Source organism: Faecalibacter macacae, from assembly GCF_003687725.1.
In the GTDB taxonomy this organism is placed as follows: Bacteria; Bacteroidota; Bacteroidia; order Flavobacteriales; family Weeksellaceae; genus Empedobacter; species Empedobacter macacae.
This window is the reverse complement of sequence record NZ_RDOJ01000009.1, coordinates 97,043-120,673: the sequence shown is the minus strand read 5'-3', so window position 1 is coordinate 120,673 and position 23,631 is coordinate 97,043. Positions and strand designations below refer to the sequence as shown.

The 23,631-nt window shown below is 29.1% G+C and carries 20 protein-coding genes and 1 pseudogene; 10 read left to right on the top strand and 11 right to left on the bottom strand.

From position 1 onward, the window contains the following. Positions 1-83: 83 nt before the first annotated feature. The gene (gene uvrA, locus EAH69_RS08290; protein WP_121934729.1) at positions 84-2,885 is read right to left on the bottom strand and encodes an excinuclease ABC subunit UvrA; all 2,802 of its coding nucleotides are present in this window, start codon (positions 2,883-2,885) and stop codon (positions 84-86) included. A gap of 84 nt (positions 2,886-2,969) precedes the next feature. On the opposite strand from uvrA, the gene prmC reads away from it, so the two are divergent. The 3 genes from prmC (at position 2,970) to EAH69_RS08275 (ending at position 5,054) form a co-directional block, all read left to right on the top strand. After that, positions 2,970-3,803: a peptide chain release factor N(5)-glutamine methyltransferase gene (prmC, locus tag EAH69_RS08285; RefSeq protein WP_121934728.1), complete on the top strand. Its 834-nt coding sequence runs from the start codon at positions 2,970-2,972 to the stop codon at positions 3,801-3,803. Positions 3,804-3,930: 127 nt separating this feature from the next. Further along, complete coding sequence (locus tag EAH69_RS08280) at positions 3,931-4,434, top strand: hypothetical protein (RefSeq protein ID WP_147439114.1); 504 nt, start codon at positions 3,931-3,933, stop codon at positions 4,432-4,434. Between the two features lie 59 nt (positions 4,435-4,493). Continuing rightward, complete coding sequence (locus EAH69_RS08275; RefSeq protein ID WP_121934726.1) at positions 4,494-5,054, top strand: GNAT family N-acetyltransferase; 561 nt, start codon at positions 4,494-4,496, stop codon at positions 5,052-5,054. A 28-nt stretch (positions 5,055-5,082) separates the two neighbouring features. Here the strand turns inward: EAH69_RS08275 and EAH69_RS08270 are convergent, their stop codons facing one another. Beyond that, complete coding sequence (locus EAH69_RS08270; RefSeq protein WP_121934725.1) at positions 5,083-5,889, bottom strand: WG repeat-containing protein; 807 nt, start codon at positions 5,887-5,889, stop codon at positions 5,083-5,085. 155 nt (positions 5,890-6,044) lie between these two features. On the opposite strand from EAH69_RS08270, the gene EAH69_RS08265 reads away from it, so the two are divergent. After that, a complete protein-coding gene (locus EAH69_RS08265; protein WP_121934724.1) occupies positions 6,045-7,028 on the top strand; it encodes a hypothetical protein in 984 nt (327 codons plus the stop codon). Between the two features lie 32 nt (positions 7,029-7,060). On the opposite strand, the gene EAH69_RS08260 is transcribed toward EAH69_RS08265, so the two are convergent. Together EAH69_RS08260 and EAH69_RS08255 are read right to left on the bottom strand one after the other, a co-directional pair. Next, entirely contained in the window at positions 7,061-8,047 is a 987-nt protein-coding gene (locus EAH69_RS08260; RefSeq protein WP_230466753.1) for a DUF3810 family protein, read from the bottom strand. A gap of 67 nt (positions 8,048-8,114) precedes the next feature. After that, complete coding sequence (locus EAH69_RS08255) at positions 8,115-9,092, bottom strand: bile acid:sodium symporter (RefSeq protein WP_121934722.1); 978 nt, start codon at positions 9,090-9,092, stop codon at positions 8,115-8,117. A gap of 129 nt (positions 9,093-9,221) precedes the next feature. Here EAH69_RS08255 and EAH69_RS08250 point away from each other — a divergent pair, with 129 nt between their 5' ends. Both EAH69_RS08250 and EAH69_RS08245 read left to right on the top strand, forming a co-directional pair. Beyond that, a complete protein-coding gene (locus tag EAH69_RS08250; RefSeq protein ID WP_121934721.1) occupies positions 9,222-10,322 on the top strand; it encodes an endonuclease in 1,101 nt (366 codons plus the stop codon). A gap of 101 nt (positions 10,323-10,423) precedes the next feature. Continuing rightward, positions 10,424-10,765, top strand: a complete 342-nt coding sequence (locus EAH69_RS08245; RefSeq protein WP_121934720.1) for a hypothetical protein — start codon at positions 10,424-10,426, stop codon at positions 10,763-10,765. A 43-nt stretch (positions 10,766-10,808) separates the two neighbouring features. Here the strand turns inward: EAH69_RS08245 and EAH69_RS08240 are convergent, their stop codons facing one another. From EAH69_RS08240 to EAH69_RS08230, 3 genes are all read right to left on the bottom strand, one after another. Next, entirely contained in the window at positions 10,809-12,899 is a 2,091-nt protein-coding gene (locus EAH69_RS08240; protein ID WP_121934719.1) for a protein-disulfide reductase DsbD family protein, read from the bottom strand. Beyond that, entirely contained in the window at positions 12,893-14,197 is a 1,305-nt protein-coding gene (tilS, locus tag EAH69_RS08235) for a tRNA lysidine(34) synthetase TilS (RefSeq protein WP_121934718.1), read from the bottom strand. The genes EAH69_RS08240 and tilS overlap by 7 nt, the downstream gene beginning before the upstream one ends. A gap of 159 nt (positions 14,198-14,356) precedes the next feature. Next, positions 14,357-14,614: a RagB/SusD family nutrient uptake outer membrane protein gene (locus tag EAH69_RS08230; RefSeq protein WP_121934717.1), complete on the bottom strand. Its 258-nt coding sequence runs from the start codon at positions 14,612-14,614 to the stop codon at positions 14,357-14,359. A gap of 88 nt (positions 14,615-14,702) precedes the next feature. Here EAH69_RS08230 and EAH69_RS08225 point away from each other — a divergent pair. The 3 genes and pseudogenes from EAH69_RS08225 to EAH69_RS08215 all read left to right on the top strand — a co-directional run bounded on the left by EAH69_RS08225 (position 14,703) and on the right by EAH69_RS08215 (position 17,745). Further along, a pseudogene (locus tag EAH69_RS08225) lies at positions 14,703-16,025 on the top strand (IS3 family transposase). Positions 16,026-16,241: 216 nt separating this feature from the next. Continuing rightward, a complete protein-coding gene (locus EAH69_RS08220) occupies positions 16,242-17,045 on the top strand; it encodes an endonuclease I family protein (protein ID WP_121934716.1) in 804 nt (267 codons plus the stop codon). A 37-nt stretch (positions 17,046-17,082) separates the two neighbouring features. Then, positions 17,083-17,745, top strand: a complete 663-nt coding sequence (locus EAH69_RS08215) for a hypothetical protein (RefSeq protein WP_121934715.1) — start codon at positions 17,083-17,085, stop codon at positions 17,743-17,745. Between the two features lie 34 nt (positions 17,746-17,779). Here EAH69_RS08215 and EAH69_RS08210 read toward each other — a convergent pair whose 3' ends face one another. Next, on the bottom strand, positions 17,780-18,187 hold the full coding sequence (locus EAH69_RS08210) for an RrF2 family transcriptional regulator (RefSeq protein ID WP_121934714.1): 408 nt from the start codon (positions 18,185-18,187) through the stop codon (positions 17,780-17,782). 73 nt (positions 18,188-18,260) lie between these two features. Then, on the bottom strand, positions 18,261-19,673 hold the full coding sequence (locus EAH69_RS08205) for an aldehyde dehydrogenase family protein (protein WP_121934713.1): 1,413 nt from the start codon (positions 19,671-19,673) through the stop codon (positions 18,261-18,263). A 56-nt stretch (positions 19,674-19,729) separates the two neighbouring features. Here EAH69_RS08205 and EAH69_RS08200 point away from each other — a divergent pair, with 56 nt between their 5' ends. Further along, positions 19,730-20,167: a hypothetical protein gene (locus EAH69_RS08200; protein ID WP_121934712.1), complete on the top strand. Its 438-nt coding sequence runs from the start codon at positions 19,730-19,732 to the stop codon at positions 20,165-20,167. Positions 20,168-20,213: 46 nt separating this feature from the next. On the opposite strand, the gene EAH69_RS08195 is transcribed toward EAH69_RS08200, so the two are convergent. Together EAH69_RS08195 and EAH69_RS08190 are read right to left on the bottom strand one after the other, a co-directional pair. Further along, positions 20,214-20,855: a LysE family transporter gene (locus EAH69_RS08195; protein ID WP_121934711.1), complete on the bottom strand. Its 642-nt coding sequence runs from the start codon at positions 20,853-20,855 to the stop codon at positions 20,214-20,216. 123 nt (positions 20,856-20,978) lie between these two features. After that, entirely contained in the window at positions 20,979-23,600 is a 2,622-nt protein-coding gene (locus EAH69_RS08190) for a valine--tRNA ligase (RefSeq protein WP_121934710.1), read from the bottom strand. Positions 23,601-23,631 lie beyond the last annotated feature (31 nt).

Below are 23,631 nucleotides of genomic sequence, written 5' to 3'. Positions count from 1 at the left end.
AATATCGAACTCATTTTTATAATTATTAATTTTTAATCTGTCCAAACTTTTGGGTGCAGTCTATTGAGTGGCTTTTTTTATACTTATAATTTCTCTTTTAAAAATTGTCCCGTAAATGATTCTTTTACCTTGGCAACATCTTCTGGTGTTCCTTCAGCAACTAAATAACCTCCATTTTTACCTCCTTCTGGACCTAAATCGACTATCCAATCTGCAACTTTAATAATATCCATATTATGTTCGATTACAAAAACTGAATGTCCTAAATCGATTAGAGCACGTAATGCTTTGATTAATTTCTGGATGTCATGAAAATGTAAACCAGTTGAAGGTTCATCGAAAATAAATAGCGTCTTATCTGCTGTCTCACCTTTAGTTAAAAAATAAGCCAATTTTACACGTTGTGCTTCACCTCCTGATAATGTATTAGAAGATTGACCAAGTTTTACATAACCTAAACCAACATCTTGTAGAGGTTTTAATTTATCTACTATTTTCTTTTGTTCATGTTTACCGAAGAATTCAATTGCATTATCGATTGTTAGATTTAAAACATCCGAAATTGACAATTCGTTAAATTTAACTTCTAAAACAGATTTTTTAAATCGTTGTCCGTTACATTCTTCACAAACCAAATCAACATCAGCCATAAACTGCATTTCGATTGTAATTGTTCCTTCACCTTTACAGGTATCGCAACGACCTCCATCTACGTTAAACGAAAAATGTTTTGCCTGAAATCCATTTAATTTACTCGCCTTTTGAGCTGCAAATAAATTACGAATATCATCATAAGCCTTCACATAAGTAACCGGATTAGAACGAGAAGATTTACCTATCGGATTTTGATCAATTAATTCAATTCCATTTAATTGATTTAAATCTCCTATTAAACCATCGTGCTCTCCTATTCTATTTCCAAAAATCTCAAAATTTCGTTCTAACGCTGGCGTAAGTATCTCTTTCATTAATGTCGATTTTCCAGATCCTGAAACTCCTGTAATTACAGTAAGCATATTCAATGGAAATTTAACATCAATATTTTTTAAATTATTTTCTCTTGCGCCTAAAACTTTTAAATAATTCTGAGGTTTGATGCGGTGTTTCGGAATTTCGATTGCTAAATCTCCATTCAAATATTTAGCAGTTAATGTATCCGCTTTTAAAAGCTCATCATATGTTCCTTCAAAAACAACTTCACCACCATTTGTTCCGGCTTCTGGGCCAATATCTATAATATAATCCGCAGCTTTCATGATATCTTCGTCATGTTCAACTACAATTACTGTATTTCCTAAATCGCGTAAACGATGCAAAATTGATACAAATCGTTCGGTATCTTTTGAATGTAAACCAATCGAAGGCTCATCTAAAATATACATCGAACCAACTAAACTACTACCCAAAGAAGTTGCTAAATTTATACGCTGAGATTCACCACCGGATAATGTATTAGAAGCACGATTTAACGATAAATATTCTAAACCAACATCTAATAGGAATTGTAAGCGCGAACTAATTTCATAAATGATTCGGCTTGCAACTTGACGATCAAATTCAGAAAACTCGATAGATTGAAAGAAATCATTTAATTCATTCAATGGTAAATCAACTAATTCAGAAATAGCTTTTCCATTGATCTTAACATAAGTAGTTTCTGGACGTAAACGGCGACCTTTACAAGTCGGACAAACAGTTTTTCCTCTGTAACGAGATAACATGACACGATACTGAATTTTGTATGTGTTTTGTTCAACCATTTTAAAGAATCCATCTAATCCTTCCCAATATTTATCACCACGCCATAAGAAATCCTTTTGCTCTTCAGATAATTCAAAATAAGGTTTGTGAATAGGAAAATCTACCTTCGTAGCTACTTTCATAAATAATGTTTTCCATTCACTCATTTTATCGCCTTTCCAAGCAACAACAGCATCTTCATAGATAGAAATTGCTTTGTTCGGAATTACCAAATCCTCATCAATCCCAATCACTTTTCCGTAACCTTCGCAAGTTGGACAAGCTCCATAAGGATTATTAAAACTAAAGAAATGCGTATTTGGTTCATTAAAAATGATACCGTCCATTTCAAATTTATTTGAAAAAGATTTCGTTACTTTATTTTCTAATATTTGAAGCTTAATATCTCCTTTTCCTTCAAAAAATGCAGTTTCCAATGAATCAGCTAAACGATGAAAAAATGATTCTTCAGCATCTTCAGGAATCGAAATACGATCGATAATTAAAGCAACTTTATTTTCGGGTTGTGGCTCGAAATTAAATGAAATTAAATCTTCAATTTTCACTTGATTATCATCTACTGCTAAACGAGTAAATCCTTGTTGTTGCAAGATATTTAAGTGTTCTGCAAACGATCTATCTTCCGGCACAACTAAATCAATCGATAAGATAAATTTAGAATCCGCAGGATAAGTCTTCATAAAATCAATCACATCAGTTACCGTATCTTTTTGAACTAATTCTCCTGAAATTGGAGAATAAGTTTTTCCGATACGCGCATAAAGTAACTTAAGATAATCGTAAATTTCAGTCGAAGTTCCAACTGTTGAACGTGGATTAGTAGAATTCACTTTTTGTTGAATCGCAATTGCTGGTGCAATTCCGTGAATAAAATCAACTTGTGGCTTGTCTAATTTCCCTAAAAACTGTCGCGCATACGAAGATAAACTCTCCACATAACGACGTTGACCTTCTGCATACAATGTATCAAAAGCCAATGTAGATTTTCCTGAACCCGACATTCCGGTAATTACTACCAACTTATTTTTAGGAATTGCAACATCAATATTTTTAAGATTATGAAGCTTTGCTCCCTTAATCAAAATATATTCCTTTGGATCTAATTTACTGATATCTTTTTTCATCGAACGGCAAATTTAATCAATTCAAATTGTTTCAAAAAGTTTAAGAGTTTTAATCTTTCGCTCGATTCGACTTATCTTTGCAAAATGACAATTCAAGACATTAACAATCGTTTCAGTGAAGAATTACAAAATCTGTATGATTCTTCAGAAATACAAGCGATTTTTAGATATTATATAGAGATTCGATTAAATATTATTGATTCATTTTTATTTAATGATGATAAAATGGATTTCGAAATTAAAACATTTGAGGAAGATTTATTACAATTAAAAGATGGAAAACCAGTTCAACAAATCGTTGGTAGAGCATTTTTTTATGATTTTTTCTTTCGAGTGAATGAATATACGTTAATTCCACGCCCAGAAACTGAAGAGTTAATTTATTTAATTAGTGAACAATACAACAAAGATCAAACATTAAATGTTATTGATCTTGGAACTGGTTCTGGATGTATTCCGATTACGATTAAAAAGATTTTACCACAAGCTGCAGTTTCTGCTATTGATATTTCGACTGAAGCATTAGCAATAGCTAAACAAAATGCTGAAGAATTAAATGCACCAATCAATTTTATTCAACAAGATTTATTAGAAGAATTTTATTTGAATCAAAAATTTGATATTATCATTTCTAATCCACCCTACATCCGCGAATTAGAAAAAGCTGAAATGCATGAAAATGTATTAAACCACGAACCACATTTAGCATTATTTGTATCAGATGAAGATCCTTTGATTTTTTATCGTCGTGTAGCTGAAATTGGATTGAATCACTTAACGGAGAATGGAAAAATATTCTGTGAAATCAATCAATATCTTGGAGCAGAAACTAAAAAAATGTTTGAAAAATATTATAAAAAAGTCATTTTACACCAAGATATTTCAGGTAATGATCGTATGTTAGAAGTTTATAATTAATTGAAAAATAATAGTTTTTATTCTAATTAATTTCATACATTTAAACTAATAATCAGAATTTAAACCAATTAAACGGCTTAATTTTTGAATATTGTTAAACCAAATTAATAAACTTAAAATTACAATTATGAAAAAAATGTTCGTATTAGCTGCTGTTGCAGGATTAGCTTTTGTTGCTTGTAAAACTGAAACTGAAAAAACTGTTGTAACTGATGCTAATGCAGATACTATTGCTGTTGTAGAAACTACTACTGATGTAACTTTTTCTGAAACTGAAGCTAAAGCACAAGTTGACAAAGCACAAGCTGATTTAGACGCAGCTATTAAAAGTGGAGATAAAGCTGCAGAAGAAGCTGCTAGAAAAGCTTTAGATGATGCAAATGTTGCATGGGAATCTGCTAAAAATGCGGTAAGTGCAGCTGCACAAGACGTTAAAAATGGTGTAAACAATGCAGCTGAAGCTGTAGATGCAAAAGCACAAGACGTTAAAGCTGATGTAAAAGATGCTGCTGCAAACGCAAAAGAAGATGTAAATAAGGCTGCTGAAGATGCTAAAGAAGGTGTAAATAAAGCTGCTGAAGATGCAAAACAAGGTATTAACAACACTTTAGAGAAAGCAAAAATTAAATAATTATTTAATACAATCTAATAAATGCCTTGAAATTATCAAGGCATTTTTATTTTATAACAATGAAGAATTTTAGAAAAGCTACATCATCAGATGCAAATGTAATTGCACAATTACTGATGTTTTCTATGGAAGACATTACTTATGATTTTATCGGATTAAAAGATGGGGATAAAGCTAAACAATTTTTATCTGAATTAATTTCACAAGAAAATAATCAATACAGTTACGAAAATGCATGGATTTATGAAATTGATGGTAAAATAGCCGGAACATGTATTGTGTATGACGGAAGTTTATTATACGAATTAAGAAAACCTGTATTGAATTTATTATTGACTAAATTCAATAGAAAAATTAATCCACAGGATGAAACTGAACCTGGAGAAATTTACATAGATAATGTTGCGATATTTCCTGAATTTAGAGGAAAAGGAATTGGAACTGAAATATTTCAATTTATCATTGAAGAATATGCTGATAAAAAAAATCAAACGATAGGTTTATTAGTCGATCTTAATAAACCAAGAGCTCAGAAATTATATGAATCTTTAGGTTTTAAAGTAATTGGAGAAAAACAATTAATGAGTGAGAATCATTACCATATGCAATTAAAAAAATAAAAAAGGAAGCCTATTGCTTCCTTTTTATTTATTTCATTACTCCTATTTGTTTTAAAATCTTCTCCTCGTATGGATCAATACTAAATTGAGTAAAAGGTATAAAATCTTTATTTTCTAAATATCCTATTTGATAGTTTTGTCTTATAACTGGTTTTCCGTCATGACTTTCTAATACTGGTAATTCAGAAATAGCATCTAATAAAATTTCATTATTTATAGAAATTAATCCAAAATGCATTAAATAATTCTCAGGATTTAGAAAATATGGAAAAAATGCTAATATATCAGGACGATCTACTTTAAAATTTGTTGCAACACCAAAAGTTAAAAAGTTTGCGTCAACAGGTGTTAGATACTCATATTGATAATCAATAATTAATTCATTTTCTTTATTTATTACACCCCATTTTCCATTTTTTACAACACCCGCTATACCACTCTTGAAGTCTGTACAACCCTCATATTCAAATGGAATTGAGATAGAGTTTAATAAATCAATAAATCCCCATTTTCCATCTTTTTTTACAGCACAAAAATTCTCTATAAAATCTGATGTTAAATCATATTCTATTGGAATTAAAACTTGGTTAGATTTTGTAATAAATCCCCATTTATCATTTTTACTAACGCTATACGCATTTATAGTTGACATCACTATAGATTGATATTCAAATGGAACAACAACTTCTCCTAAAGTATTAATTAACGCAAAAATATTATCTATTGAAACGGGTGCTAAACCATTTCTATCAAAAGTAGTCAATTGTTCAAATGTTGTTTCATCTCCATGTATCAAACTATCAAACTGATCTATATCTCTTGCTGTAATTTTCATATTATATATTTGATAGTACAAAATTAAATAAACTTTGAATTCTTCTTAGCGAAATAAACATTAATTGCATATTTTTTAATACTTTCACAAGTAAAAATAACATAGTATCTAAAAAATTATCTTAATTTTGTAAAACAATACTTAAAAGAGTACCTATGAATAGCTTTAAAAAAATCTTATTAACGACAGCGATAATTACTGGAAATTATACATTTTCTCAACAAACGGTTGTATTAACTGATTTACCTGCAACTTATAATCAGTCTTATGATTTAAGAGGAGTTTGGAGTATTAAAAACAATGAGGATAATAAATCTTTTGTTATTAATGGCTCTCAAATCATTAATAATACAAATTCAAGGAGTAATGATTTAGAATTAACTGTTCATTTTATCCCGGTTGATCCTGAAAAAAATTCAACAGTTAGAATTGATGCTAATAAGTTAACTCATAAGTTAAATAAGGAAACTGTTTTAGGTCAGGTTGATGGAAACAGAAATAGTTTCAACAACATCAGAATTGCTTTTACTCAATTAGAAATCAGTCATTTACCTCAAGGCTCATACAAAACTATTGTAGTATTAAGAGATAAAAACACTAAGGAAATAAAAAACTATAAAGTTTTAGATAATAGATTAGAATATATTGATGACCACTATGAATTAGTTAAAGAGAATTCATATATGATTAATGGAGAAAAAGCTGACAACACATTATCTAATGTTTACTCAACTGTAAAAAGCTCTTTAAGTTTAGCTTATGTTCCAAATCAAAAGGTATTAGCAGGTGATTGGAAATTAGATGTTGATTTTTCTACTTTATCTGTTGTAATCAATGGAAATAATAACAGTATCCAAAATAGAACTTTATCTGATACAAATGAATTAAAATTATTAGTTTACTTTTCTGAAAACCCTGCAAATGAATTTACAACTGTAGAAGGTTACGAATTGTTAAACGTAGATATTAAACCAATTTCTAAAATATCTGAATTAAAAAATCCTGTAATAAAAACTAACATTACAAAAGCAATACCATCAGGAGAGTATTACCCTATATTAGTATTAACTGAAGCTGACGAAAATGGTGAATACAAAGTAAAATCTGCTATTAGATTCACAGATAAATACACACTTTAACACATCACTTTATATTATATAAAAAAGGCTAATCAATGTTGATTAGCCTTTTTGTTTTGTTCCAAATTATAAAGATAAACTAAAGTAATATATTTAGAATATGAAACTACACCCTCTTGATTATTTACCTTTAAAAACTGATTATTTAACCTTGAAAATAGATCATTTAATTTTCCTTCATATTGTTTATAATATTTAATTTCTGCGTCACGATCAGTTTTAATTCCTAATGGTAAATTCTCAATTTCATTTTTCACGAAAATAGAATCTTGAGAATAGATTGCATTTAACAATGAAAATGTCGTCTTGAAATTTGCAGCATATTGAACTTCCTTAATTTCTGAATTTACACCTAAATAGTAAGCTATAAAATTAGCTTCATTCTCTGTTGCAAATCCAATTTGATGAGCTATTTCATGACTTGTTGTAAAAGGAGTTTTAAGATCAGAATTATACTTATTTACATTACTTTCAACAGTAAATGGATTATAATATCCCAACACTCCAAATTGATTTAAAATTGAAGAAAAAAATGATTCTTTAACTATTAAATTTTTAGGAATATTAAAATGATTCACCCAAGATTCATTTTGTAGATTCTTTAAATTCCGCTCAATATCTTTAAGATAAATATCATTATTATAAATAAAATCTATTGCCTTTTTATCGTCTGCACCTAATTCATATCTTAATATCTTTATCTTATCTAAACTATTATAATACAATACTTTTAAATCTTTTACTTCAATCTTTAAATTAGTATAATTAAAGGTGAAATTATTCTTATAATTTACTATACCCCAAAGTGAATTATAAACTAATTGAAGATAAAATAAGACTTTAAAAAGGAGTGAATTTTTTTTGAGATACGATTTTTTATTAAATAGATTGATTATAATATAAATCAAAAAAACACCGAATAAAACATATAAAATTTCACCGAATGGAATATTAAATTTACTTGAAAAATAATATACTATGTGGTTATAAGTTAGAGTTACATTCTTATACCAAAACATAACAAAATGTTCATTTTTAAACAAGAATTTCCAACCAAAAAATTGTATAAAAAATAAAACAATCCAATTACTCCAATTCTTTAGCATATTGTGTCGATTTATAGCTAATAAATAATAACTGAAAAGTATGATATATCATAATAGGCAATAAAAAAACTCCTATATCCGAGCCAAACATAACACTTCCCATAACAGAGCCATGAACTAAAGATTTTTTAGTACCACAAAATTGAATAGTAATAAAATCGGATTTGGCAAATTTCCAAAAACGATTATTCAAGAATTGTATTAAATAAAAAACAATAAAGAATAAAGTTATCACACCTATAATTGTAATAATAAGATTAGAATATCCTACTTTACCAAAAAGATTATCTTGAAATGTATGACTAAAACTTGTATAAACTATCAAAACAATGGTAAATTTATCTACATTGGATAATGTTTTTTTATATTTTTCATATAATTTCCCCAAAAAAGGTTGTAAAAATGCACCTAAAATAACTGGTAAAACTACATTTAAAATTAAACTAAGAAAAATTGAGCTTGAATCAATATCTCCATTCTGTTTTACAAACAAACTTAACCATAATGGAGTTAACAATATTCCAAGTAACCCCGATAAACTAGCATTAAAAATTGCAGAAGTTACATTCCCTTTCGCTAAAGAAACCATTACAACAGATGAAGAAACTGTACTGGGTAAGCAACATAAATAAAAAATAGCTAAAAATAAAACATAAAATTCTTCATTAAGAATGACTAAAGGATAGAACAACAATCCTAATAATGGAAATAATAAAAATGTTATTAATTGAATTCTAACATGTAATTTCCAATTTAATAAATCATTAAAAACTTCATTCCATTTTAACTTTAACCCATAAAAGAAAAATACAATTAATACACCAATATCAATAATATTATCTAGCCCTAAACCTACAAATTCAATATTACTTAATTCTGGTAATAAATAAGCTAAAAGCAATGCAATTATCAAATACAATATTAATGGATCTGGTATAAGTTTTTTAAAAAGTAACATTTTGTAATATTCATTTATCAGATGACAAGATAATATAAATTACAAAAACAAAACACTAATATTTATATATTGATTTACAGTTAGTTGAGTTTTTATCATTAAATTTATTAGTAACTTTTAAAATATATTATGAAAAAAATTCTATACAGTATTATCATTATAGGTTTAGCACAATTTGGAATTGCACAAGCACCAAATGGATATTATAATACTGCAACAGGTACTGGTTATACGTTAAAAACACAATTATACAATATCATAAAAAATCATAATACAAAATCCTATAATCAGCTTTGGGGATTATATACAGGTAATCCAAATGCATTCAATGATAATTGGTATGATTCTGGTCAACAAAATACAATAATGGATATTTACAGCGAAAATCCATCAGGACCTGACCCATATAATTACATACCAGGAACTAATCAATGTGGTAATTATTCAGGTGAAGGTAGTTGTTATAATCGTGAGCATTTGATTCCACAATCAGTATTCAACCAAAACTCACCAATGGTATCTGATCCATTCCATATATGGCCTACTGATGGAAAAGTGAATGGAGAAAGAGGAAATTATCCTTTTGGCGTTGTCGGAACTACCACTTTTACATCAAGAAATGGATCTAAAAGAGGAAATAATTTAAATTCTGGTTATTCAGCTGGATATTCAGGAATTGTATTTGAACCTTTAGACGAATTTAAAGGAGACATTGCGCGAGCTTATTTCTATTTTGCTACTCGATACCAAGAAAATGGAATTCAAAATTGGAATTATGCAATGTTTAATGGAACAAAAGATAAAGTTTTTACAGATACTTTCCTTAAAATATTAATGACATGGCATGTTAATGATCCTGTTTCTCCAAGAGAAATACAAATCAATAATGCAATTTATATTTATCAAAATAATAGAAATCCGTTTATTGATAATCCAGAATATGCACAAAAAATTTGGGGATATAATTTAGGTTCTTTAGATTTTATTTCGCAGGAAAGAAACTATATCGATATTTTCAAAAAAAATAATACAACCTATACTATTACCACTAAACAACCAAAATCTGTAATTAATGATATATATATATACAATATTAATGGACAAATAATTCAAAAAATCAATAACAATTCACAGCAAAAATCAATAGATATAGTATTACACAATAAAGGTGTATACGTTATAAAAATCATGGGTAATTCATTCGAAATCAATAAGCAAATAATTATTTAAGATATACCTAACTATAGGTATTTTAATTAATTAACATTGATTAAATTTTATTTTCACATAAAAACATATAAATTTGTCTTATCAACCTAACTTAAAATATTATGAAAAATTGCCTACAATGTGGACAAAGACTATTTGGTCGTAGAGATAAAAAATTCTGTAACGATTTTTGTAGAAATACTTTCAACAATCAATTAAACAAAGAAAATGTTGAAGTAATCCGAATTACAAATAATAAGTTGAAGAAAAATCACAAAATTTTACGCAACTTAATTGAAACGAACAAAGAAACAGTAACAAGAACTGAATTAGAATTATTAGGATTTGACTTTAATTTAGTTACAAGCTTTGATTTAAACGATGGTAAAATCTATAGAAGAGTTTACGATTATGTATTACAACAAAACGAAGATAATAATCTTTCATTAAAACAAATACAATAATAAAAAGGGTTCCTAAATGGAACCCTTTTTATTGTGTAAAATCTTATTTCGATTTATATTTTTCTATACCATTCTTTAACCAAGTATGGTATTTTTCTATATCTAATTCTGCTTCTAAAGGAGTCGAATATCGATTCAAATCTTTATCTACAATTATATAATAAGGTTGTGCATTTGCATTAAAATGTTCAATTTCAAAAGCAGTCCATTTATTACCAATAGTTTTTAATTTACGATCGTTTAAAAACTTAGAAACAACTTGCTCTTCTTCTGGCAATGGCTTTTGATCATCAACATATAACGAAACTAATACAACATCATTAGACAGCATAGATTTAATTCTTGAATCTACCCAAACCTTTTCTTCAACTTTACGACAATTCGCACAAGCAAATCCTGTAAAATCTAATAATAAAGGTTTATTTGTCTTTTCTGCATAAGCAACTGCTTGATCAAAATCTTTAAAAGTTGGAATTCCGTGTGGTCCTGCTACCATATTAGGATCTTCAAAAGCCGATGAAACGCCACCTCCTACATTAACTCCTTCGTGAAAACCTCTTGGAGATTCTGCATAAGTCATAGGTGGTGTTAAACCACTTAATAACTTTAATGGTGCTCCCCATAATCCAGGAACCAAATATGCAACAAATGCAAAAGAAGTTAAAGCAAATAATAATCGAGGTACTCCAATTGTTTGTATTGGACTATCTAATTCTAAACGGAATTTACCTAATAAATACAATCCGAATACAAAGAAAATTGCAATCCAAATTGCTAAGAAAATCTCACGTGGTAACCAATTCATTTGCCAAACCAAATCTGCGTTTGATAAGAATTTAAACGCAAAGGCTAATTCTATAAATCCTAATGAAACTTTGATCGTATTCAACCATCCACCTGATTTTGGTAAAGAATTTAACCAACCTGGGAACATTGCAAATAACGTAAACGGAACAGCTAATGCAGTTGAAAAACCTAACATCCCAATTACTAACGATAAATGATTTCCGTCTTGTGTTGCCTGCACCAATAACGAACCAATAATTGGACCAGTACAAGAGAATGATACCAATGCTAATGTAAATGCCATAAAGAAAATTCCTATAAAACCTCCTTTATCTGCTCCTTTATCTGCAGTATTAATCCATTTACTTGGTAATGTTAATTCGAACGCACCAAAAAATGAAATCGCAAAAATAATGAATGTAACAAAAAATGCGATATTCACCCATGGATTAGTTGACATTTCATTTAAGAAAGAGGCACCAAATAATAAGGTAGCTAAAAATCCTAATCCTACATATATCACAATAATAGATAAACCGTAAACAATAGCTTTACTAATTCCTTCTCCTTTCGTTTTACTTTGTTTTGTAAACATACTTACAGTTAAAGGAATCATAGGGAAAATACATGGCATTAATAACGCAGCTAAGCCACCCAAAAATCCTAAAGAAAAGATTTTTATCAATCCTGAATCTTTCTTTTCATTTTCACCTAATAAATCTTCGTCTATCGTTGTTGTATTCTTAGTAGAAATAGCGTTTGCTGAATCTACAACAACTGAATCTGTTGCAAAACTGTCAATTGTTGTTACTGAAGTCGAATCAATAATTTTGGAGTCTTCCTCTGTATCTTCCTCTACTTTTTCATCCGTTTTAAAAACTTCTTCAGCTTTCGCAGATGGTGTTAATTTTATAGTTCCAGAAGTTTCATCTGGAGGTAAACAACGCTCTGCATCACACATCTGAAACTCGATTGTATAATCTACATTAACTGGTTTGTCACCATTAACTTTTACTTTTTGTACGAATTTTACGTTCTTTTCGTAATATTTTTCATCCTGTTCAAAAACAGTACTATATTTATCTATTCGTTTACCTACTTCTTTAAAACCACCTACAAGTTGTCCACCATTAGCAGCCTTAAATGTTGCCGCTGCTGGAATCCCAATTCCTCCATCTGGATGTTTTGAAGAATATAAATGCCATCCCGCATCAATTTTTCCAACAACTTCTATCTCGAATTCATTTTTACCTAAATCTTTTACATTTGTAGACCATTTTGCCGGCGTAAAAAACTGAGCTTGTACTAAAATTGGAAACAAAAACAGTATCCAAAGTTTTTTTAACATTCTATAATATTTAAAAAGTTCTTACTATTCTCTTCTATCTTAAATCGTTCGTCTAGTCTATAATTTACAACCCAAACGATTCTATCTTTTTCATCAACCAATAACCAAGATTCTTCTTTTTCAACTTTTGAAAGTTTAAGATCTTTAAAAAATTTACTGATTAACTTTTTTCTTCCTTTCATTCCCAAAGGATAAAAAAAGTCTCCTTCTTTCTGTTTTCTTAATTTTAATGGAAAAATAAGTTTATCTAAATCAAGAATTTCTTTCGCTTCTTCCATCTGATTTTTTGACTGAACGAACTTCAAATTTAAGGAATTGATTTCAACTTCACCTTGTTCTATGATAATTTCATCTAACAGCATTGGTTCTATCTTTTGAAGAAGTAAATTTTCGCGGTCTTTAATTAACCTATATTCCTTAGATCTAATTTCACTACTATTTTCAGAAACCTTCAACTTATCAATTAAGTTAAAATTGTTAAATCCATATTTTTCAAATAGATAGAATTGAACAAAATCTTTATTACTTAATTGATCTAATTTATTTATCGGAATTATAGAACTGATTTCATTTGGAATTAATTCTTCACGAATTTGATTTATTTGATTTTGAATAAAAGATTCAGAATTATTTAAAATTGAAATTGTTTTTTGAAAATTAGACTCGAAATTTGGATGAATTTCATTCAGAATTGGAGTGATATGATGACGAATTTTGTTACGAACATAATCATCTGTTTGATTTGTATAATCTTCTCGCCATTGAATTTTATTCGATTCAGCATAATCTAAAATTGATTGTTTGCTACATTCAATCAATGGACGAAAGATATTTTCATTCGAAATTTTCATTCCGACTAAACCTTTTATCCCCGTACCACGAGAAAGATTAATCATAAAAGTTTCGATATTATCATTTAAATGATGAGCCGTAACTAAATAATCCAATCGATTTAGATTCATTACCTCATCAAACCAATTATAACGGAGATTACGACACGCCATTTCTGTTGAATAATTACCGGATTGTTTGTATTCTTTTATATTAAACCGAACAGAATGAAATGGGATTAAATGTTTTGCACAATAATTTCGAACAAATTCTTCATCTCCAATTGAATCCTCACCACGTAATTGAAAATTACAATGTGCCACTTGAAATTGCGTTGAAGTTTGACGAAATAAATCCAACAAAACCATACTATCAATTCCACCACTTATCGCCAATAGATATTTAAATTCATTGGTGTTATGATGCAATAAAACTTCTCTAAATGTATCGTAAATACTGGTATTCATAGTACTTATTAAGAATTAATCAGTTCTTATTTAAGTTTCAAAAATAAGTGTTAAAAATGAAGTTGTTACTATTTATTTTTTGATTTATAATAATAGAAATAAATAAAATAAAAAAACTCATCACTTTCGTGATGAGTTTTATATTAAAATTACATTTTATTAAAATGGATTTTGAGTAAGATTTGAATTAGTATTCATCTCTTTTTGTGGGAATTGGAAAGTAAATTTAGGCGAACCTGCTGGATAATTAATTTTACCCCATGTTGGGTGATTAGACCCAGTATAATTTCTTTCTAACGGTGTGTTTGTGCGTTTCATATCAAAGAAAGCTAAACCTTCACCCCATAATTCAACACGTTTTTGTGTTCTAATTTCTTTAACTAAAGCATCTCCAGAATTTGTAGATAATAATACCATAATATGTAAATCGTCAGCAAAAAGTGGACATCTAAGACCTAAAATTTAAGGTAGTGTTTTAAAAATCATTAACTTTAATTATGGCAACATCCAAAAAACAACTCTAGAGAAATATGTAAAAGATATTCGTCAAAATACAAGACGAATATTTACAGCGGAACAAAAGATTTTAATTGTAATGGAAGCTTTACGAGCAGAAACTTCGATAGCTGAACTTTGTAGAAAATATAGTATTAGTCAATCTCAATTTTATAAGTGGAATAAAGAATTTCTAGAAGCTGGTAAAAAGCGATTGTCTGGAGATATTACTCGTGAAGCTACAAGTGACGATGTAAGTGAATTACGTAAAGAAAACCAGCGTTTAAAAGAGATTGTAGCTGATTTGGTTGTACGTTATGATATCGTAAAAAAAACCTTGAACTCGTTGGATTCAAAACAAAATTCAAGAAATATATGCAATTATCAGCAAGTGAAAAACACGAAATTATATAGATTGTAACTCGCTCTGAAATTGGAGTTAAACGTACTTTAGAGGAGTTCGGGATTGCACGGAGCACCTTCTATAAATGGTATTCAAATTATCTAGAGAATGGATTTGAAGGTTTGGAATCAAAAAATTATTCAACCCATCGAAAATGGAACAGCATTCCTGATTCTCAAAAGGATTTAATTGTAGAATTAGCGTTGGATTATCCTGAATTATCTGCTAGAGAACTGGCTTTTAAAATGACGGATAATTAGGAATTTATATTTCAGAATCGAGTGTTTATCGGATATTGAAGCAACGAGATTTAATTCCTGCTCCCAATCATATTTTAATTGCTGCAGCGAATGAGTTTAAAGATAAAACCAATTTTGTTCATCAAATGTGGCAGACTGACTTATTTTAAAATTATAAGATGGGGATGGTATTATTTAAGCACGATTTTAGACGATTACAGCCGATATATTATTCATTGGGAATTATGTAGCAGAAGATGTAAAAAGAACTGTTAAAACAGCGATTGAAAAAGCTAAATTAAAAGCGAAACAGAAACCAAAATTACTATCAGATAATGGTTCTTGTTATGTGTCAAGTGAATTAAATAATTACTTGAAAAATACGCAAAAAATGGAGCATGTTAGAGGTAAACCACTACATCCGCAAACCCAAGGAAAAATCGAAAGGTATCACAGGACAATGAAAAATGTAGTAAAATTAGATCATTATTACCATCCTGATGAACTGACAGAAGCGTTAAATAAGTTTGTAGAAAACTACAACAATTGCAGGTATCATGAGGCTTTGAACAATCTTACGCCTTCGGATGTGTATTTTGGTCGAGCAGATAAAATTTTAGAACAAAGAGCAATTATTAAACAACAAACAAATAAAACAATTGATAACCTCTCCATTTATAGTAATTTTTAAATCTTTAATTCAAAAATAGAAGAATAATTACAAATAATGACAATAGTATTTAATGATAAAATTTCATATAGTACGCATCAACAATATAAGAAACCATATTCAGTTAAATAACAAACAGATACAATATTCTTTACAAAAATTTGTAACAATCACCCTATTCATCATACTTTCTTCACGTTTATCCAATTATATTTGCGCCTTTAAAAAGTGATATAAATGAAGAAGATCCTGTTTATTTTTGGTTTTACTGCCTTTACAGTATTAAATGCCCAAATGCCCAATTATTACAAATCTGTTAATTTTAATAAAAAAGGAAATGAATTAAAGAAAGAATTATCGGTTTTAGTAAAATCTACTCATAAAAATAATTTAACTTATAAAGAACTTTGGAAAGCATTAGCCATTACGGATGCAGATACTAGAAATAGTAAAAATGTAGCTATGATTTATGGTTACAATGATCAATCCACAAATAAGGATGAGCATAGAACTCGTTCTAAAACAAATACAGGTGGAGAAAAAGGTCAATGGAGTCGTGAGCATGTATATCCAAAATCTTTAGGACAACCAAATTTAGGACAAACCGGACCAGGAGCTGACGCCCATATGATGCGTCCTGCAGATGTAACAAGAAATACAAAACGAAGTAATTTACCTTTTATTGATGGTACAGGAAAAATATCTAAACGCGACAATAAAGCTTGGTATCCAGGTAATGAATGGAAAGGTGATATTGCCCGTATAATAATGTATATGTATATTCGTTATGGAAATCAAGTACATCCGAATCGAGTAGCAAAAAGTAAAAACACATATCACAGAGATATGCCTGATTTATTTTTAAAATGGAATGCTGATGACCCTGTCTCTAACTTAGAAAAACAACGCAATAATTATTTAAGTAATTTAGCAAACACTTACGGACAAGGAAATCGTAATCCTTTTATTGACAATCCATATTTAGCTACTAAAATCTGGGGAGGTCCAAAAGCAAAAAACACTTGGAAAGAAATTAAATAATTGATTTAGTTAAATCTAAATAACATAAAGATTACCAATGAAATATAACATATTATTCTTATCGTCATTTTTATTATTCTCTGGATTATCAGTTGTAAATGCACAGACTGAAAACACAACGGAAATTACTTTTGATTTAAGAACAGTTGAAGAAAAATACCCTGAGGTTTTTACAAACACTAAACCTCAGAATCCTGATACAGCTTACGCTATTGGAAAGAAAACAAATGGATTCTTACAAGATTTTGTTGGTGAAAGTGGTAAAACTCAATTTTATTTAGTTTATGCGCAGCATTTACAAAAATTAAACAAGACAGAACAATCAACAATTTACAGACCTAAAATTATACAGCTTTTACAATCTATTAATCGTGTTAATCAATTATTAGACACAAAAGTTGCTTATTATGATCAAATGCAAAGTTTATTAGTTGCTTATGCAGAACATGCTTTGTTTGATGCACAATCAATCGATCCTAGTAAATATGAGAAAATTGATGTAAATAAACAAAAAAAGCTTTTTATTAAAAGTATAGAACAAAAAGTTAAAACTAAAAATCAGCTATTAAATTTAAATTCTTCTCCTAATTTTAATAAAAATCAAGAGATAATTAGTCAAGAAATCACAACGATTGAAAATCTAATTACAGATACCTTTTTACTAAAATTAGCACAAGTATTTCATTATACTTATTACTAATAAAAAAGCCTGAAACTAGTTTCAGGCTTTACTTTTATCTTAAACTCGCTAAAGATTTATTCTCTAAAATCTCTAACGTAGAATCTCTCAACTCTGTCATTACTTTATTTAACTGACAAACTCCTTCATTAGGACAATCGTCACATTTTTCGTAGTAATTCTTACTTACACAAGGTAATAAAGCAATTGGTCCTTCTAAAACACGAATCAAAGAAGCTAAAGATATTTCTTCAGCTGTACGTGCTAAATAATATCCACCTCCTTTTCCTTGTTTTGAATTTACAAATCCTAATTTCTTTAAGTCTAATAAAATAGCTTCTAAGAATTTTTTAGGAATCATTTCAACATCAGAAATTTGTCCAATCAATACTGGCTTATTACTTTCCTGTCTTGCAAGATAAGCCATTGCTTTTAAACCGTATTTAGTCTTCTTTGATAACAATATAGTTCGTTTTATTACAACAAAAATAACCTTTGAAAATGTATTTAACAAATTTTAAGAACATAGAACCATTCTATAAATACTTTATCATAAGATTAATTATTTTTTGCGTAAATGCATTGTAAGGATAATTAAGAAACTTTGTTGGCGAAAATAATTGATTCACTTTTAAGACTGGTTTTTGATGTGAAAAATCTAAAAATCCAAAATATCCAGTAGAAGAACCTATTCCTGAATTATTTACACCTCCAAATGGTAAATTTGGATGCATAATATGTATTAATAAATCATTAACCATAACTGCTCCAGACGATGTATTTTCAGTAACATTATTTATCAATTCTTTATTATTAGAAAAAATGTATAATGCTAATGGTTTTTCTGCTGTATTAATATAATGTATAGCATTTTCAATTGAATTATAAGTTAAAATTGGAAAAACAGGACCAAATATCTCTTCTTTTAATATTTCTGCTTCTTGTGGAATATTTCTTAAAATAGTTGGTTTAATATATAATTCATAACCATCATATTCATTTCCATAAGGACAATCCGCTCCTAATTCAATCGCATTCTGAATTAAATCTTTAACACGATTAAAGTTTCGTGTATTAATAATTCTAGCTAAATCTTTCGACTCTTTAGGATCATGACCAAATGTTTTTTCCATCTGTCTTTTAAATTCTTCAACAAATTCAACTTCTTTACTTTCATGAATCAAAATATAATCAGGCGCAATACAAGTTTGACCATTATTAATCAATTTTCCCCATATCGCTTTAGAAACTGCTTTTTTAATATCGAATGCTTCATCTATGACTAAAGGTGATTTTCCACCTAATTCTAAAGTAACAGAAGAAAGATGCTTCGCTCCTGCTTCCATTACAATTTTTCCAACATTTGGTGAACCAGTAAAATGAATATGATCAAATTTTTTTGATAAAATATAACTCGTTTCATCTATTTCGCCATATAATAATTGTACATGATTAGATTCAAAAACATTACCTAAAATCTTATTTAAAACACTATTTGTATGTTCTGTAAACTCTGACGGTTTTAATATTGCTGTATTACCTGCTGCAATACAAGCAACCAAATGCATCATAGCCAATTGAAAAGGATAATTCCATGGTGAAATTATTAAACAATTTCCCTTAGGTTCTATTTGAATTATTGCTTTAGATCCAAAAAACACAAAATTATTTGAAACTGATTTTGATTTAGACCATTCGTTTAAATTCTTACAAAAAAGTCGAATCTCTGATAAAACCGGGAAAATTTCAGTCGATTCTGATTCTATTTTACTTTTTCTAAAGTCTTTATGTAACGCCTCAACTATTTCATCACGATGTAATAAAATTTCTTTTTCAAGATTTTTTAAAAGATCAATACGTTGTTTAATTGACTTTTTTTGGATTATAAATCTATTATCAACCTGCTGATTGTATATTAAATCGATATATGGATATTCTTTATCAGACATTTTACTATGATTTACACTAAATATAGTTATTTTTAAATCAAATTAGAATAATAATCATGTCTGAAAACAATACCGCTATACTTAGTAAATTAAACCTAATTAAAAATTTAATATTATTAGGAAAAAGTGATAACAATTTATCTGAACAAGAAATTGATATTATCACTCAAATTGCTAAACATCATCAATTAACATACAAAGACATTGATTATATCGTTTCTAATTCAGATAAAATCCCTTTTAGTATACCATCAACATTTACAGAACGTTTAGCTGCATTATATGATTTAGTTGTTTTAATGGTTTCTGATTTTAAAATTCACGAAAATGAAAAAAAATTCTGTATGGATTTAGCAAAAAAATATGATTTTAATCCACAGATTATTGATGAATTGATTGAAGATGTATTATCCTTTGTTATTGATGGTAAAGAATGTGATGACGTAATGGAATACTTAACTAAATATGCACATCCTAAAGCAAATTTGAATTAAGAATAAGTTAAAAATATAGAATCCACTGAAGTAATTTAGTGAATTTTTATTTGATAAAAATTTGATAAACAGTTAATAAAGAAACTACTGAAGTAATACCTCCGATAATATAATTTATATTCTTCAAAATAAATGAGTTATCCTCTGATTTATTATTAAAAAATTTTAAATATAATCCAAAAATAATCATCGATCCAATTGTAACTCCTAATGCAAAAATTGAACTGTTTGGTTGTCCAAAAACTGATATATTATAAGAAACAAGAGTTGCACTTAAAAACACATAGAACGGTATCGGAAAAACATTAATCGCAGATAACAACAAGCCGTAAATAAACTTATTTTTCTGTTTAACTTCTCCTATTTGTTCTAATTTCTTTTGCTTCTTTTTCTTGTCTCTTTTTTGAGCAAAAATTAGAAAATAAATTGTAATTAAAACAAAAACGGTTAAACCTACTTCTCTAAAAATCTTAGTTACATCTTCATTAAAATTAATGAATTTTGCTAAAAATATAGCAATATAAACTTGAAGAGCAATTGTAACTGCCGTACCAGCCATAAAGGTATAAGCACTTTTATAGCCTTCTTGTTTTCCTATTTTAACAACTGTCATATTCAACAAACCTGGAATTGAAGATCCAATAATTGCAGTAAAAATTCCTATTAATATTAGTTGAAGATAATCCATGATGATTGTTAAGGAGTGCAAATTTAATGATTATCAATTCTAATAAAAATAATAAAACAAAAAAACCACTCCAAAATAGGAGTGGTTTTTCTATATTTTAAGATCTAATATTTCAATACTAAATTATAAAGCTGCTAATTGCTCTTCGATTTGAGTAATCTTCGCTAAAGCATCTGCTTCTTTTTTACGTTCTGCATTAATTACCTGCTCTGGTGCACCAGCAACAAAACGCTCATTTGATAATTTTTTACGAACTGAGTTTAAGAATCCTTGGTTGTATTCTAATTCTTTTTGTAATTTTTCACGTTCTGCTTCGATATCGATGTTATCAGACATCGGAACCATAAATTCTAATGTACCAACACGGAAAGCAAAACCTTTTTCTGGTTTATCTCCTGTATTGAAGTTAGAAACGTTTCCTAATTTAGTGAAAACATCAACAAAAATATCATTAGCAACTGTTGCATCAGCAAAAACTTCTAACGCTTCTTTTGGAGACATTCCTTTTTCAGAACGTAACCCACGGATTGCAGTAGTCGCTTCTTTTGTATTTTCAAAATTCTGAATTAAAACTGAATCAAAAGCTTGAACTTCTGGATATTCAGAAATAATTAAAGCTTCATCTTCTGATCTTACAGCGATTAATTGCCAAATTTCCTCTGTTAAGAAAGGCATAAATGGGTGAAGAACTTTTAAAACTTTCTCTAAGTAAACAATTGTAGCATCGTAAGTTTTACGATCAATCGGCTCACCAAAAGTTGGTTTAATAGCTTCTAAATACCAAGAACAGAAATCGTCCCAAACTAATTTATAAATCGCCATTAACGAATCTGATAAACGGTATTTCTCGTAATTTGCTTCGATATCAGCTAATTGAGCATTGAATTTGTGATCGAACCATTCAACCGCTTTTATTTGAGCAGAAGTTGGTTGTAAATTCTCATCAATTTCCCATCCTTTAATTAAACGGAAAGCATTCCAAATTTTATTTGCGAAATTACGTCCTTGTACACATAATTCAACATCAAATGGTAAGTCATTTCCTGCAGGCGCAGTTAATAACATTCCCATACGTGTAGCATCTGCACCATATTCGTTCATTAACTCAATCGGATCTGGCGAATTCCCTAAAGATTTCGACATTTTACGACCTTGTTTATCACGAACGATACCTGTGAAATATACATTTTCGAAAGGTAATTCGTTACGATACTCGTATCCAGCTACAATCATACGTGCGACCCAGAAGAAAATAATATCTGGACCAGTAACTAAATCTTGTGTTGGATAGTAATAGTTGATTTCTTCGTTTTCTGGCTCATTAATACCATTGAAAACTGAAATTGGCCATAACCAAGAAGAGAACCATGTATCTAAAGCATCTTCGTCTTGACGTAAATCTTCAATAGTTAATGCTGTATTTCCTGTTTTTTCTTGTGCTAATGGTAACGCTTCTTCTTTTGTTAATGCAACAACGAAATCTTCGTTTCCTTCACCATAGAAGAATGCAGGAATTTGGTGTCCCCACCATAATTGACGAGAAATGTTCCAATCAGTTACATTTTCCATCCAGTTACGGTACGTGTTTTTAAATTTCGCTGGGTGAAATTTAATCGTATCGTTCATTACATTGTCTAATGCAGGTTTTGCTAAATCTGTCATTTTTAAGAACCATTGGTTCGAGATTTTAGGCTCGATAACCGCACCAGTTCTTTCAGAAGTACCTACATTATTTTTATAATCTTCTACTTTTTCAACTAAACCTTTTTCTTCTAATTCTTTCTCAACTTCTTTACGCGCTTTGAAACGATCCATTCCAGCATAGTTTAAACCGTAATCGTTTAATTTTGCATCATCTGTAAAGATATCGATGAATTCTAAATTGTGTTTCTTTCCTAATTCGTAGTCATTTGTATCGTGTGCTGGAGTAACTTTTAAACATCCAGTTCCGAATTCTAAATCAACATACTCATCTTCGATGATGTTTACTTCACGACCAACTAAAGGAACAATAACTTTTTGTCCTTTTAACCACTCGTAACGCTCATCGTTAGGGTTAATACAAACAGCAGTATCACCAAAAATAGTTTCTGGACGAGTTGTTGCAACTACAATATATTTATCCGATCCTACTACTTGGTATTTTAAGTGATATAATTTCCCGTTTTTCTCTTTGTAAACAACCTCTTCATCAGAGATATTTGTTTTCGCTTCTGGATCCCAGTTAACCATACGGTAACCACGGTAAACTAAACCTTTGTTGTATAAATCGATAAATACACGTTGAACAGATTCAGATAAATCTGGGTCCATCGTGAATTTTGTACGATCCCAATCACAAGAAGCTCCCAATTTTTTTAATTGATCTAAGATGATTCCACCGTGTTTGTGAGTCCAATCCCATGCGTGATCTAAAAATTTCTCACGACCAATATCAAATTTAGAAATTCCTTCTTCTTTTAATTTCGCAACAACTTTAGCTTCAGTAGCAATAGAAGCGTGATCTGTTCCTGGTACCCAACAAGCATTGAATCCACGCATACGAGCACGACGAATTAAAACGTCTTGAATCGTATTGTTTAACATATGTCCCATGTGTAAGACACCTGTGACGTTTGGCGGTGGAATTACAATTGTATAAGCTTTTCTTTGGTCTGGAGTAGATTTAAAGTACTTCTTCTCCATCCAGTATTCATACCATTTTCCTTCAACTTCCTGAGGCGTATATTTTGATGCGATTTCCATTTGTAATTTCTTAAAAATAAATTTGGGCAAA

What these genes read in the sequence shown, in the direction of transcription:
- uvrA (WP_121934729.1), bottom strand. Translation starts at nt 2,885, where the DNA reads ATGAAAAAAGATATCAGTAAATTAGATCCAAAGGAATATATTTTGATT.
- prmC (WP_121934728.1), top strand. Translation starts at nt 2,970, where the DNA reads ATGACAATTCAAGACATTAACAATCGTTTCAGTGAAGAATTACAAAAT.
- EAH69_RS08280 (WP_147439114.1), top strand. Translation starts at nt 3,931, where the DNA reads ATGAAAAAAATGTTCGTATTAGCTGCTGTTGCAGGATTAGCTTTTGTT.
- EAH69_RS08275 (WP_121934726.1), top strand. Translation starts at nt 4,494, where the DNA reads ATGAAGAATTTTAGAAAAGCTACATCATCAGATGCAAATGTAATTGCA.
- EAH69_RS08270 (WP_121934725.1), bottom strand. Translation starts at nt 5,889, where the DNA reads ATGAAAATTACAGCAAGAGATATAGATCAGTTTGATAGTTTGATACAT.
- EAH69_RS08265 (WP_121934724.1), top strand. Translation starts at nt 6,045, where the DNA reads ATGAATAGCTTTAAAAAAATCTTATTAACGACAGCGATAATTACTGGA.
- EAH69_RS08260 (WP_230466753.1), bottom strand. Translation starts at nt 8,047, where the DNA reads ATGTTTTGGTATAAGAATGTAACTCTAACTTATAACCACATAGTATAT.
- EAH69_RS08255 (WP_121934722.1), bottom strand. Translation starts at nt 9,092, where the DNA reads ATGTTACTTTTTAAAAAACTTATACCAGATCCATTAATATTGTATTTG.
- EAH69_RS08250 (WP_121934721.1), top strand. Translation starts at nt 9,222, where the DNA reads ATGAAAAAAATTCTATACAGTATTATCATTATAGGTTTAGCACAATTT.
- EAH69_RS08245 (WP_121934720.1), top strand. Translation starts at nt 10,424, where the DNA reads ATGAAAAATTGCCTACAATGTGGACAAAGACTATTTGGTCGTAGAGAT.
- EAH69_RS08240 (WP_121934719.1), bottom strand. Translation starts at nt 12,899, where the DNA reads ATGTTAAAAAAACTTTGGATACTGTTTTTGTTTCCAATTTTAGTACAA.
- tilS (WP_121934718.1), bottom strand. Translation starts at nt 14,197, where the DNA reads ATGAATACCAGTATTTACGATACATTTAGAGAAGTTTTATTGCATCAT.
- EAH69_RS08230 (WP_121934717.1), bottom strand. Translation starts at nt 14,614, where the DNA reads ATGGTATTATTATCTACAAATTCTGGAGATGCTTTAGTTAAAGAAATT.
- EAH69_RS08220 (WP_121934716.1), top strand. Translation starts at nt 16,242, where the DNA reads ATGAAGAAGATCCTGTTTATTTTTGGTTTTACTGCCTTTACAGTATTA.
- EAH69_RS08215 (WP_121934715.1), top strand. Translation starts at nt 17,083, where the DNA reads ATGAAATATAACATATTATTCTTATCGTCATTTTTATTATTCTCTGGA.
- EAH69_RS08205 (WP_121934713.1), bottom strand. Translation starts at nt 19,673, where the DNA reads ATGTCTGATAAAGAATATCCATATATCGATTTAATATACAATCAGCAG.
- EAH69_RS08200 (WP_121934712.1), top strand. Translation starts at nt 19,730, where the DNA reads ATGTCTGAAAACAATACCGCTATACTTAGTAAATTAAACCTAATTAAA.
- EAH69_RS08195 (WP_121934711.1), bottom strand. Translation starts at nt 20,855, where the DNA reads ATGGATTATCTTCAACTAATATTAATAGGAATTTTTACTGCAATTATT.
- EAH69_RS08190 (WP_121934710.1), bottom strand. Translation starts at nt 23,600, where the DNA reads ATGGAAATCGCATCAAAATATACGCCTCAGGAAGTTGAAGGAAAATGG.